At 70.4% G+C, this 12,017-nt stretch carries 10 protein-coding genes; 6 read left to right on the top strand and 4 right to left on the bottom strand.

The window, feature by feature from the left end; genetic code table 11:
• Positions 1-187: 187 nt before the first annotated feature.
• Complete coding sequence (locus tag G537_RS0113125) at positions 188-502, top strand: DUF736 domain-containing protein (protein ID WP_026870512.1); 315 nt, start codon at positions 188-190, stop codon at positions 500-502.
• Positions 503-541: 39 nt separating this feature from the next.
• On the opposite strand, the gene G537_RS0113120 is transcribed toward G537_RS0113125, so the two are convergent.
• Positions 542-1,753 carry a lytic murein transglycosylase gene (locus tag G537_RS0113120; protein WP_026870511.1) on the bottom strand — a complete coding sequence of 404 codons (1,212 nt, stop codon included), beginning with the start codon at positions 1,751-1,753 and terminating at the stop codon, positions 542-544.
• A gap of 97 nt (positions 1,754-1,850) precedes the next feature.
• The gene (locus G537_RS0113115; RefSeq protein WP_026870510.1) at positions 1,851-2,495 is read right to left on the bottom strand and encodes a flavodoxin family protein; all 645 of its coding nucleotides are present in this window, start codon (positions 2,493-2,495) and stop codon (positions 1,851-1,853) included.
• Positions 2,496-2,585: 90 nt separating this feature from the next.
• Here G537_RS0113115 and G537_RS0113110 point away from each other — a divergent pair, with 90 nt between their 5' ends.
• Positions 2,586-2,987, top strand: coding sequence for a winged helix-turn-helix transcriptional regulator (locus G537_RS0113110; protein ID WP_051248373.1), 402 nt, complete (start codon positions 2,586-2,588; stop codon positions 2,985-2,987).
• Between the two features lie 19 nt (positions 2,988-3,006).
• On the opposite strand, the gene G537_RS0113105 is transcribed toward G537_RS0113110, so the two are convergent.
• Entirely contained in the window at positions 3,007-3,993 is a 987-nt protein-coding gene (locus G537_RS0113105; RefSeq protein ID WP_026870508.1) for a D-2-hydroxyacid dehydrogenase, read from the bottom strand.
• Between the two features lie 185 nt (positions 3,994-4,178).
• Here G537_RS0113105 and G537_RS0113100 point away from each other — a divergent pair, with 185 nt between their 5' ends.
• Together G537_RS0113100 and G537_RS0113095 are read left to right on the top strand one after the other, a co-directional pair.
• The gene (locus G537_RS0113100) at positions 4,179-6,689 is read left to right on the top strand and encodes a GcvT family protein (RefSeq protein WP_026870507.1); all 2,511 of its coding nucleotides are present in this window, start codon (positions 4,179-4,181) and stop codon (positions 6,687-6,689) included.
• A 296-nt stretch (positions 6,690-6,985) separates the two neighbouring features.
• Positions 6,986-7,582 (top strand): PAS domain-containing protein, encoded by a 597-nt coding sequence (locus G537_RS0113095; protein WP_026870506.1) that lies wholly within the window; start codon positions 6,986-6,988, stop codon positions 7,580-7,582.
• 21 nt (positions 7,583-7,603) lie between these two features.
• Here G537_RS0113095 and G537_RS43635 read toward each other — a convergent pair whose 3' ends face one another.
• Positions 7,604-7,759 (bottom strand): hypothetical protein, encoded by a 156-nt coding sequence (locus G537_RS43635; RefSeq protein WP_155888602.1) that lies wholly within the window; start codon positions 7,757-7,759, stop codon positions 7,604-7,606.
• A gap of 413 nt (positions 7,760-8,172) precedes the next feature.
• On the opposite strand from G537_RS43635, the gene G537_RS0113085 reads away from it, so the two are divergent.
• Positions 8,173-9,750 (top strand): DegQ family serine endoprotease, encoded by a 1,578-nt coding sequence (locus G537_RS0113085; protein ID WP_026870505.1) that lies wholly within the window; start codon positions 8,173-8,175, stop codon positions 9,748-9,750.
• Positions 9,751-9,881: 131 nt separating this feature from the next.
• Positions 9,882-12,014 carry a beta-glucosidase BglX gene (gene bglX, locus G537_RS0113080; RefSeq protein ID WP_026870504.1) on the top strand — a complete coding sequence of 711 codons (2,133 nt, stop codon included), beginning with the start codon at positions 9,882-9,884 and terminating at the stop codon, positions 12,012-12,014.
• Positions 12,015-12,017: the final 3 nt, after the last annotated feature.

The raw sequence follows: 12,017 nt of genomic DNA, 5'->3' as shown, positions 1-12,017 counted from the left end.
CAACTGATCGCGGTCCCGATTCCGCATGTTCATCGTCTGTGGAAGTGTCACGCGGATGCAAAATTTACTAAAAAATCCGACATCTTTTGTCAACTGGAACCTTGGGGCGGAGGCGGAGTTCCTGAGTGGCGTCTTGCGCCCGCAGCCGGACCGGCCGGACGCGCAGTTCTGCCACTGAGGACCTGTCATGACCACGATCGGCATCGGCACGCTGTACCGCAACCGCGACGTCATCGAAGGTCCGGTCAAGACGCTGCTGTTCCAGGACCGCATCCGGCTGGTTCCGAACCCAAGGGCCGCGGACAGCCCGAAGGCGCCCGATCTCCTCGTCCTGTCGTCGGGAGAGGACGAGATCGGCGGCGCCTGGGCCTGCCGGCGGGAGGACCGGTCCGTGTCCTACAACGTGCAGATCCATGATCCGCACATCTCCCGGCCGATCCATGCGACGCTGTGCCAGTCGGAACAGGACGGGGACCGGTTCGACCTCTACTGGTCGCACTGAGGGGGCCGGCTCCGCGCCGGCCCCGGCGCCCCGCCGCGGCTACTGCCCGCCCAGGGCGCGATAGATCCTCGAGCCCGCCCGGCCGGTCTGCGGCAGTCCGAGGCGCTGCTCGGCGGCCGAGATGGCGGCGCGGGTGGCCGGGCCGATCTTGCCGTCCGCCTGGCCGCCGATGTCGTAGCCCTGGGCCAGCAGCAACTGCTGCAGCCGGAAGCGCTGGGCGCGCGACAGGCCGGGATCGTCGGTCGGCCAGGGCGTGCGCAGTGCGGGCCGGCCGGCCAGCCGGTCGGCGAGATAGGAGATCGCGATCGCGTAGGATTCGGCCGCGTTATACGAGTAGATCGCGTCGAAGTTGCGGAACACCAGGAAGCCCGGCCCCTGCGGCCCGGCCGGCAGCAGCAGGCCGGTCTGGGCGTCGCCCGACAGCGGCGCGCCGTCCGCCCGGGTCACGCCCCGCCGGGCCCAGGCCGACAGCGGCTCCTTCTCCTTGCGTCCGGTCGGTCCGCTGTAGCCGGCCGGCACCTTGACTTCGATCATCCAGGGCTGGCCCTGCCGCCAGCCGGAGCGCTTCAGGTAGTTGGCAGTGGAGCCGAGCGCGTCGGCCACGGAATTGACCAGGTCGCGCCGCCCGTCGCCGTCGAAATCGACCGCCAGGCGCTGATAGGTCGAGGGGATGAACTGGGTCTGGCCGAAGGCGCCGGCCCAGGAGCCGTACAGCTCGTCCAGCCGCAGGTCGCCGGCGCTGACCAGCTTCAGCGCCGCCATCAGCTCGCCGCGCCAGAAATCGGTGCGCCGCTCGCCGGCGCAGACCAGCGTGGCCAGGGCGTGCGGCAGGAAGTAGCCGCCGCGCTCCTTGCCGTAGTCGCTCTCGACGCCCCAGACCGCGGCGATCACCGTGCGATCGACGCCATAGCGCTGCTCCGCCTGCCGCAGAACGCGGTCGTATTTCGCCATCATCGCCCGGCCGTCGGCGATGCGCTGGTCGTCGACCAGGAAGGCGAGATAGTCCCAGATCGGCGTCACGAATTCCGGCTGGGCCTGCGAGAAGCGCAGCACCTTCTCGTCCGGCTGGGTCAGCCCGTCGAAGGCACGGGCGGCGACGTCGCGGCCGACCCCGGCCTTCACCGCGGAATCGGCCAGGCCGGCGACGCAGGAGTCGAAATCGGCCAGGGCCGGGCCCGCGGCCAGGAGCGGGAGGAGCCCGAGCAGCGCCGCCCCGACATTCCGGCCGGATCCGAACAGGCGAGACGTCATCTGTACCCTTCCTCCACGCGATGGAACCGCTGCGCCCCGATGCGGCGCGGCGCGATCCTGTCCCATCCGGGCGCCGGGGACAACCCGGGCGTCGGACTCAGACCGCCTCCGGCAGCGGCCAGACGCGGGCCGGGCGGTCGGTGTCGATCTCGTAATCCGTGGCGTAGCGGTCGAAGAAGCCGTGCCCCAGCCGGCGGGCCTCGGCCAGCGGGTCCAGCGGGTCGCGGCGCACCTCGCCCCGGGCATTGCCGTGGCCGTGCACCACCCCGACGAAGCGCGACCGGGTGTAGCGGCTGTATTCCCGGATCTGCTGGACGATCGCCGCCGAGACGGTGGGGTAGGCCTCCTCGGAGCTGAGGACGAGACCGATCCGCTTGCCGGTCATTCGCGCCTTCACCGTTTCGGACTCCGGGTAGGAGGCGGCCACGTAGCAGAACATCCGGTCGAAGAAGGCCTTGAGCTGGGCCGACATGCCGTACCAGTAGATCGGCGTCGCCAGGACGATGCCGTCGGCGGCGAGGAACCGGTCGAGGAACAGGGGCCGATATCCGTCGTCGATGGCGCAGCTGCCGTCGGGCCGGCGGCACTGTCGGCAATCGCGCAGGAAGCCGCCGACCGCGTCGGCCAGATGGACCGTCTCGGCGGCATGGCCACCCTCGGCCAGGCCGGCCGCGACCGCCTCGGCAAGGACGGCGGAGTTTCCCTCGCGCCGGGGGCTGGAGCTGAGGATGAGGACCTTCATCTCGTTTCCTCGATGGGCTTGCAATCCGCGATACGATTCCATGTATCGGGAATGGGGCTGCGGCCCGCAATTACGCACCTCGAGGTAACCATGGCGCCTCCGGACCGGCCCGAACCGGCCCCGGCCTCCGTGCCGGATGTCTTCGACGAGACCTGCTCGGCCCGGCACGCGCTGGAACTGATCGCGTCGAAATGGTCGGTGCTGATCCTCTCGGCGCTTGCGGATGGGCCGGTCCGCAACGCCGAACTGCTGTGCCGGATCGGCGGCATCTCGCAGAAGATGCTGACCCAGACCCTGCGCGACCTGGAGCGCAACGGCCTGGTGCTGCGCCGCGACTTCCACACCGCCCGGCCCTGCGTCGAATACCGGCTCAGCCCGCTCGGCGAATCGCTGAGCGAGACCCTCACGGCCCTGGACCGCTGGGCCGAGCGCAACTTCCCGGCGCTGGATGCGGCGCGGGAGGCGTTCGATGCGCGGGAGAAGGAGCGGTAGGGAAGGGCGCGGCCCTTGATCAGGCGGCCTTCGCCCCCGCCACCAGGTTGAACGGATTGCCCTGCTGGAAGGCGTCGATGATGTCGATCAGCTGGTCGGCCAGGGTCTGCATCGCGCCGCGGCCGGCCCAGGCGACATGCGGGGTCAGGATGAAGTTCGGCAGGTCCAGCAGCCGCATCAGCGGCGCGTCGGCCGGCGGCGGCTCCGGCATCGCCACGTCGAAGCCGGCGCCGCCGATGCGGCCCGACCGCAGCGCCTCGGTCAGCGCCGCCTCGTCCACCAGCCCGCCGCGGGCGGTGTTGATCAACAGGGCCTCCGGCTTCATCCGGGCGAACTCCGCGGCGCCGATCAGGCCGCGCGTCTCCGGCCGCAGCGGGCAATGCAGCGAGATCACGTCGCTGGTCGCGATCACCTCGTCGAACGGCACACGGCCGCCGGCCGGGGCGGCCTCGCCCTTGCGGCCGGCGAAGACCACGTCCATGCCGAAGGCCCGGCCGATCGTCGCCACCGCGCTGCCCAGCGACCCGCCGCCGATCAGCCCCAGCCGGGCGCCGTGCAGGTCGAGGATCGGGTGGTCGAAGAAACAGAACTGCCTGGCCTCCTGCCAGCGGCCGGCCTCGACCGAACGGCGATAGGGCAGGAGCGACCGGCGCAGCGCCAGGATCAGGGCGAAGACATGCTCCGGCACCGTGTGCACGGCATAGCCGCGGATGTTGCAGACCGCGACGCCGTGCCGGTCGCACCAGGCGGTGTCGACGCAGTCCGTGCCGGTGGCGGCGACCGCGATCAGCCGCAGCTCCGGCAGCTGCTCCAGCACCGGCTCGCGCAGCGGCACCTTGTTGATCACGGCGACGCTGGCGCCGCGCAGCCGGTCCAGCACCTGCTCCGGCGCGGTCCGCTGATGCTCCTCCCAGCGGTGCGGGAAGGCGGGCGGGCGCAGGCGCACCGAGGGCGCCAGGGTCTCGCGGTCGAGGAAGACGATCTTGGGGTCGGGCGGCAGCGTCATGGTCGGCCTCGCAGGAATCCGTCGCCAGCATGCCGATCCGGACGCGGCCGGCCAGTCCGATTGCGACATGGCAGATGTTTGGCGGGCCTGCGACATCTCAGGTCGCGGCTGGGTTAGCCGGGAGCCGGCCCCGCCCGGACACTTCGCCAGGATGGCCGTGTGGGCCGGCAGGGAGCGGTTCGAAGATGAAGTCGACAGCGCGCGTGGTGGTGATCGGCGGCGGCGTGGTGGGCGTAGGCACGCTCTATCACCTGGCCAAGAAGGGCTGGTCGGACGTCGTCCTGATCGAGCGCAGGGAGCTGACCTCGGGCTCGACCTGGCATGCCGCCGGGCTGCTGCCGCTGTTCAACATGAGCTACTCGGTCGGCCAGATCCACAAATACTCGGTCAAGCTCTACAACTCGCTCGAGGCCGAGACCGGCCAGCATGTCGGCTTCCGCCAGGTCTCCAACATCCGCCTCGCCCGGACGAAGGACCGCTGGGACGAGTTCATGTATTACAAGGGCGTGGCCGACACGATCGGGGTCAAGGTCAACGTCCTGACCCCGGCCCAGGTCAAGGAGATCTGGCCGCTCTGCGAGACCGACGGCATCATCGGCGCGATCCAGCACCCGGATGACGGCTACATCCAGCCGGCCGACCTGACCCAGGCCTTCGCCAAGGGCGCCCGGGCGATGGGGGCGGAGATCCACCGCTTCACCACCGTCCTCGGGATCGAGCAGACCCCGTCCGGCGAATGGAAGGTGAAGACCGACAAGGGCGACATCACCTGCGAGCACGTGGTCTCGGCCTCAGGCAACTTCGCCCGCCGCACCGGCGCCATGGTCGGGCTCGACGTGCCGGTGATCCCGGTCGAGCACCAGTACATCGTCACCGAGCCGCACCCGCTGGTGCAGGAGCGGCATCGCCAGGGCCTGCCGGAGATGGGCGTGCTGCGCGAGGCCGACAGCTCCTGGTACCTGCGCGAGGAGGCCGGCGGCTTCATCCTCGGCCCCTACGAGCCGGGCGCGCCCTGCTGCTATGTCGACGGCCCCGACGATCAGTCGGAATACGAGCTGTTCCAGGAGGATCTGGAGCGGCTGGCGCCGCATATCGAGACCGCGATCGCCCGCGTGCCGGCCTTCGGCGAGGTCGGGGTGAAGAAGGTCTACAACGGCGCCATCGCCTATACCCCGGACGGCAGCCCGATCATCGGCCCGGCCTGGGGCTTGCGGAACTTCTGGCTGAACGAGGGCCACAGCTTCGGCGTCACCGCCGCCGGCGGCGCCGGCTGGCAGCTGGCGGAGTGGATCGTCGAGGGCGAGCCCTCGATCGACATGATGGGCGTCGACCCGCGCCGCTTCGGCCCCTACGCCTCGCGCGGCTATCTGCGGGTCAAGAACGAGGAGGCCTACGCCAACGTCTTCACCGTGCACTACCCGGACGAGGAGCGGGCGGCGGCGCGGCCGCTGAAGCGGGCGCCCTGCTACGACCGGATGAAGGCGCTCGGCGCCGTGTTCGGCACCGTCTATGGCTGGGAGCGGCCGAACTGGTTCGCGCCCGAGGGCTACGGGCTGGGCGAGGCGGAGCTCGCCAAGCCGGACACGCTGCTGCACGAGAACCACCCGCCGGTCGCGCCGGGCGAGAAGCCGCGCGAGAAGTGGAGCTTCCGCCGCTCCAACTACTTCGAGTTCGTCGGCCGCGAGGCCCGGCACGTGCACGAGGCGGTCGGCCTGCTCGACATGTCGGCCTTCGCCAAATACGAGGTCAGCGGGCCGGGCGCCGCCGCCTGGCTGGACGGCCTCGTCGCCAACCGGGTGCCGAAGAAGCCGGGCCGCATGGCGCTGGCGCATCTGCTGTCGCGGAACGGCGGCGTGCGGTCGGAGTTCACCATCTACTGCGAGGCGCCGAACCAGTACTATCTCGTCGGCGCCGGCGCCTTCGAGCGGCACGACTGGGACACGCTGCAAAAGCTGCGGCCGCGCGACGGCTCGGTCGACCTGCAGAAGGTCACGACGCAGCACGGCGTCTTCGTGCTGGCGGGGCCGCGCTCGCGCGACCTGCTGCAGAAGCTGACCGACGCCGACCTGTCGAACGGCGCCTTCCCCTGGCTGTCCGGGCAGGCGATCAATATCGGCATCGCCCAGGCCCGGGCGCTGCGCGTCAACTTCGTCGGCGAGCTGGGGTGGGAGCTGCATCACCCGATCGAGATGCAGAACACCATCTTCGACCTGCTGATGGATGCCGGCCGGGAGTTCGACCTGAAGCCCTTCGGCATCCGCGCCATGGACTCGCTGCGGCTGGAGAAGTCCTACCGCCTGATCCCGCGCGAGCTGTCGATCGAATACGCGGCGCTGGAATCCGGGCTCGACCGCTTCGTCCACCCGAACAAGGGCGACTTCATCGGCCGCGACGCGCTGGTGGCCTGGCGCGAGCGCGGCTTCCGGAACCGTTTCGTGACGCTGGAGGTGCTCGACGTCGGCGATGCCGATGCCCGCGGCAACGAGCCGATCACCAGGGACGGCGAGCTGGTCGGCCGCTGCACCTCGGGCGGCTATGGCTGGCGCCTGGGCAAGTCCCTGGCCCTGGCGATGGTCCGGCCGGATCTCGGCGGGATCGGCACCGAGCTGGACGTCACCATCCTGGGCAAGCCGCACCGTGCCGTGGTGATCGAGGAATCGCCCTTCGACCCGAACAACGAACGGTTGCGGGCCTGACGGGCCTCTGAGCCGCGGTCGATCTCCCCCGCCACCCGGGTCTGCGCGCGCCACGGAGCGAGCGCCGCAGACCCGGAATCCGTGGCAGCGGCGCCGCGTCAAAATCCGGAAACGCCAAGTGAACGATAGCCGGTGCCGTCACGCCGCCGTTGCGCGGCGGTGACGGTTCCGGCGAATCGTCGTCGCCGATCCGAAAACTTTCGATGTCATCCTCCAATTGGGGGATGCATAGTTTAGGATGTGAGGGCAAATTTTTCTCGCGTGTGCGGCGAGCTTCCTGTGGGGGGATGGTTAGCGTGGCGTTCGACGAGGCGATCGCGGACCGGCAGCTTCGGACGGTCTACCGGATATGGGCCCAGCTCGCGGCGAAAGGCGGGCGCCTTCCGGCTTGTGACGACATGATCTTCGCCAGCCTCAGCCGGCTTCCGCCGCCGATCCTGCTGTGGGCGTGGATGCCGTGCGAGGGAACGTTCCGCTTCGCCCTGGACGCCCAGGGCGCCGGGCTGGCGTCGGACCGCAACCTGCCCGGACGGCCGCTGGAGGATCTGTGCGGCGGCGAGCGGTATGAGGCGCTGCGCCGGGCGCTGATGTCGGTCCAGCTCTCCGAACGGCCGCTCTATGCCGAATTCGCGCTGTCCGACGGTCTCGACAGCGTCCGCAAGCGGACCCTGCTGCTGCCGCTCTCCGACGCGACGGACGATCTCGCCTTCGTGCTGATGCTGGTGGCGACGGTCTGGCCGGTCGACGCCGCGGTGCAGCAGCGGATCGACGGCTGCCCCGACGTCAGGGTGCATGTCCTGAACCAGGTGTCGGACGAGGTGCCGGTGTATTGGGGCGATCCTCAGCCGGAGATCGATCCGGCCGAGCTGCAATCCCTTCTGACCATCCTCTGACGGCGCGGCCGGCGGTCCGGCTCAGCGCACGCCCAGCGACGGCTCTGTGGGCGGCAATGCATGGCGGGCGGCGAGGCGCACCGGTTCCTCCCGCTCCCGGCTGCACCACCAGGCGCCGGCGGCCAAGCCGACGGAAGGGCCGATCACGGCCCAGACGACCAGGAACGTTGTCAGCATCGCATCTCTCTCCCGCCACCGATCGGCAGCGTCGGGACCAGTCCTCGACTGTCGTTCTCTACAATTCGGCAGGCCGGGGCCGGCGGAACGAAGACGATCCGCTTTGGTGCCCCAGTCGCCGGCTGGAACGGCACTTGGCAGTGCCATCTCCTGGTGGCCGGTTTCTGACGACGCCGGCGGGCGCAGCCACGGGCTCTCGCCGAAACCATGCTCTGGTTCTGCTCTTCAGGGTCGAGGCCGGCAACATACTTTTCGTTAAGCTTCGGGACAGGATCCCGACAGCTGCGGCCGCAGCTTCAGATTAAATCGAATTAACCGCGGCGAAACAGCAGTTTAAACGCCGGCACTCCATCTTCGTCAGCATACGCCGACCGATTGCGGCGGCGCTTTGGACAGTGGTGGAGATGATGCAGATGAAGACCCCCCTCGGTTCCGACGATCGCGGCCCGCGGACCGGCCTCCGCCGGATGACGGCGGCGCTGCTGCTCGGCACGGCCCTGATCGGCGTGCCGGTCGGGGCTGTCCTGACCTTCGACCGTCCTGCCGTGGCCCAGAACCAGGCCGAGGCGCCGACCTCGATCGTCCCGGCCGCCCCCGGTTCCTTCGCCGGCCTGGTGCGCCAGGTCATCCCGGCCGTGGTCAATGTCTCGACCACCGAGCACCCGTCGGCGGCGCAGATGGCCGACGAGGATGAGGGCGGCGGCCGGATGCGCCAGTTCCCGCCCGGCTCGCCCTTCGACGAGTTCTTCAAGCGCTTCTTCGACGAGCAGCAGCCCGGCCGCCGTGGGCCTCGTGGTGGTGGGGGCGGCGGCGACAGCGACCAGGTGATCCATGGCGCCGGCTCCGGCTTCATCATCGACCCGGCCGGCTACATCGTCACCAACAACCATGTGGTGAAGGACGCCGACAACATCACCGTCACCCTCAACGACGGCACCGTGATCCCGGCCAAGGTCGTGGGCACCGACGAGAAGACCGACCTCGCCCTGCTCAAGGTCGACACCGACAAGAAGCTGACCGCCGTCGAATGGGGCGACAGCGACGCCGCCCAGGTCGGCGACTGGGTGATCGCCGTCGGCAACCCCTTCGGCCTCGGCGGCAGCGTTACGGCCGGCATCGTCTCGGCCCGCGGCCGCGACCTGCATTCCGGCCCGTTCGACGACTTCCTGCAGATCGACGCGCCGATCAACCGCGGCAATTCGGGCGGCCCCAGCTTCGACATCAGCGGCAAGGTGATCGGCATCAACAGCGCGATCTATTCGCCCTCGGGCGGCTCGGTCGGCATCGGCTTCGCCATCCCGTCGAACCTGGCCAAGACCGTGATCGCCCAGATCCGCGAGCACGGCAGCGTCCAGCGCGGCTGGCTCGGCGTGCAGATCCAGCAGGTGACGCCGGAGATGGCCGACGCCCTCGGCCTCGACAAGGCCCGGGGCGCGCTCGTCGCCGACGTCCAGGACGACAGCCCGGCGCTGAAGGCCGGCCTGCATCAGGGCGACGTGATCACCTCCTATGACGGCAAGCCGGTGAACCAGCTGTCGGACCTGCCGCGCCTGGTCGCCGACACCGCCGCCGGCAAGACCGTGCCGGTCGAGGTGATGCGTAACGGCAAGACCGAGACCATCTCGGTCGACATCGCCAAGCTGCCGGATTCGCAGCAGGTCGCCAGCGCCGAGGAGAGCGGCCCGGCGGTCGACGACCAGCTCGGCCTGTCGCTCTCGGCCCTGACGCCGAAGGTGCGCCGCGAATACAGCGTGCCGGACGATGTCGAGGGCGTGCTGGTCACCGGCATCCGTGAGGACGGACCGGCGCGCGAGACCGGGGTCGGCCCCGGCGACGTCATCGTCCGGGTCGGCAGCGAGGCGGTGAAGACCCCGTCCGAGGTCGCCAAGCAGGTCAAGGCGGCCAAGGAGGCGGACCGCAACGCCGTGATGCTGCTGATCAACCGCCAGGGCGACCAGCGCTTCGTCGCGCTGAAGCTGCCGAAGGCCTGATCCTACCCCTCGAGCCTTCTTCATCCCTTCCCTCAACTCGGGCGCCGGTTTCCCCTTTCCGGCGCCCGTTTTTTTTGCCTTCATCCCGGGCGGGCCTCCCGGGGAGGCGGCAGGCAAAGGCGGAATCGGCTGTGGATCGGATCGAGACCCTGCTCGCGGCGATGACGCTCGACGAGAAGATCGGCCAGCTCACCATGATGTCCTCGACGCTGGCGGTGACCGGGCCGGTGCTGCCGGGCGACGTCACCGAGGGCATCCGCGCCGGCCGCATCGGCAGCCTGTTCAATCATTGGGGGCCGGATCGGGTGCGCGAGACCCAGCGCATGGCGGTGGAGGAGACGCGGTTGAAGATCCCGCTACTCTTCGCCTTCGACGTCATCCACGGCCACCGCACCGTCTTCCCGATTCCGCTGGCCGAGGCGGCGCTGTTCTCGCCCGAGCTGTGGGAGCACACGGCGCGAGAGGCGGCGATGGAGGCGGCGGAGGACGGGCTCGACCTCGTCTTCTCGCCGATGCTCGACATCGCCCGCGACCCGCGCTGGGGCCGCATCTCCGAGGGGCCGGGCGAGGATCCCTGGCTCGGCTCCCGCATCGCCGAAGCCAAGGTCCGTGGCTACCAGACCGCCGACCTCTCGGCGCCCGACGCGGTGGCGGCCTGCGCCAAGCACTACCTGGCCTATGGCGCGGCGCTCGCCGGGCGGGACTACAACTCGGCCGAGGTGTCGGACCGGGCGATCCGCGAGGTCTACCTGCCGCCCTTCGCCGCCGCCGTCACCGCCGGGGCGGCCACGGTCATGCCGGCCTTCAACGACATCGCCGGCGTGCCGATGACCGCCAGCGTCCGTCTGCTGCGCGGCACGCTGTTCGGCGAGCTCGGCTTCGCGGGCGCGGTGATCAGCGACTACAACGCGATCATGGAGCTGCTGGCCCATGGCGTCGCCGCCGATGCGGTCGAGGCCGCGGCGCTGGCGCTGAAGGCCGGCGTCGACATGGACATGATGAGCGGCGCCTACGCCGCCGGCCTGCCGACGGCGCTGCAGCGCGGCCTGGTTACGCAAGCGGAGATCGACGACGCGGTCCGCCGCGTGCTGCGGCTGAAGGAGCGGCTCGGCCTGTTCGACGACCCGTATCGCCGCGTCGTCGCCGTGCCCGACGCCTTTCACGCGGCGGAGCGGCGGCGCCTGGCGCGGGAGGTGGCGGCGAAGTCGATCGTGCTGCTGACCAACACGGGGGTGCTGCCGCTGGCGCCGTCCGTCAGGCGCATCGCCGTGATCGGTCCGCTCGCCGATGCTCGGACGGAGATGCTCGGCTCCTGGGCCGGCGCGGGGCGGTGGGAGGAGGCGGTGACGATCCTCGAGGGCATCAAGGCGGCCTTGCCGCAGGCCGAGATCACCTATGTCCCCGGCACCGAGATCGAGACCGGCGGCGACGCCGGCATCGCCGCGGCGGTCGAGGCCGCGCGGGGTGCCGAGGTGGTTCTGCTGTGCCTCGGCGAGGCGGCGATCATGAGCGGCGAGGCGGCCAGCCGGGCCCGGCCCGAGCTGCCGGGCCGCCAGCGCAACCTGGCCGAGGCGGTGCTCGACCTCGGCGTGCCGGTGGTGGCGCTGCTGACCTCCGGCCGGCCGCTGACGCTGCCCTGGCTGTTCGAGCGCGCGGCGGCCGTCGCCGCCACCTGGTTCCTCGGGCACGAGGCCGGCCACGCCGTCGCCGATGTGCTGACCGGCGCGGTCAACCCCTCCGGCCGGCTGCCGGTGACCTGGCCGCGCGATGTCGGCCAGGTGCCGATCTTCTTCGGCGAGCGCAACACCGGCCGGCCGACCGACCCGAACCAGCACTACACCAGCAAATACATCGACATCCCGGCCACGCCGCAATTCCCCTTCGGCCACGGCATGTCCTACAGCCGCTTCGACCTCGGCGACCTGCGCGTCTCCGCCCCGGTGCTGCGCCCGGGCGAGACGCTGATCGTCGAGGTGGCGGTGACCAACACCGGGACGGTGGCGGGTGAGGAGACGGTGTTCCTGTTCATCCGCGACCCGGTGGCCAGCGTGGCCCGGCCGCTGCTGGAGCTGAAGGGCATGGCCAAGGCGGCGCTGGCGCCCGGCCGGAAGCTGGTGCTGCGCCTGCCGCTCGCCGCCGAGGCGCTGATGTTCCCGGGCCTCGACCTCAAGCCGGTGCTGGAGGCGGGTGAGATCGAGATCCTGGTCGGGACGAAGGCCGATCGGAAGGAACTACTGTCGACAAGGATCCGGGTCGAGGTCTGAGGC

Origin of the sequence: Inquilinus limosus DSM 16000 (genome assembly GCF_000423185.1) — a bacterium.
Lineage (GTDB): Bacteria > Pseudomonadota > Alphaproteobacteria > DSM-16000 > Inquilinaceae > Inquilinus > Inquilinus limosus.
The sequence above is the reverse complement of the archived record's forward strand: the minus strand, read 5'-3'. Positions and strand labels throughout refer to the sequence as shown.

Bases quoted from the DNA above. Each gene is read 5' to 3' on its own strand.
- G537_RS43635 (WP_155888602.1), bottom strand. From the start codon at position 7,759: ATGCTGACAACGTTCCTGGTCGTCTGGGCCGTGATCGGCCCTTCCGTC.
- G537_RS0113120 (WP_026870511.1), bottom strand. From the start codon at position 1,753: ATGACGTCTCGCCTGTTCGGATCCGGCCGGAATGTCGGGGCGGCGCTG.
- G537_RS0113085 (WP_026870505.1), top strand. From the start codon at position 8,173: ATGAAGACCCCCCTCGGTTCCGACGATCGCGGCCCGCGGACCGGCCTC.
- G537_RS0113125 (WP_026870512.1), top strand. From the start codon at position 188: ATGACCACGATCGGCATCGGCACGCTGTACCGCAACCGCGACGTCATC.
- G537_RS0113115 (WP_026870510.1), bottom strand. From the start codon at position 2,495: ATGAAGGTCCTCATCCTCAGCTCCAGCCCCCGGCGCGAGGGAAACTCC.
- G537_RS0113100 (WP_026870507.1), top strand. From the start codon at position 4,179: ATGAAGTCGACAGCGCGCGTGGTGGTGATCGGCGGCGGCGTGGTGGGC.
- G537_RS0113110 (WP_051248373.1), top strand. From the start codon at position 2,586: ATGGCGCCTCCGGACCGGCCCGAACCGGCCCCGGCCTCCGTGCCGGAT.
- G537_RS0113105 (WP_026870508.1), bottom strand. From the start codon at position 3,993: ATGACGCTGCCGCCCGACCCCAAGATCGTCTTCCTCGACCGCGAGACC.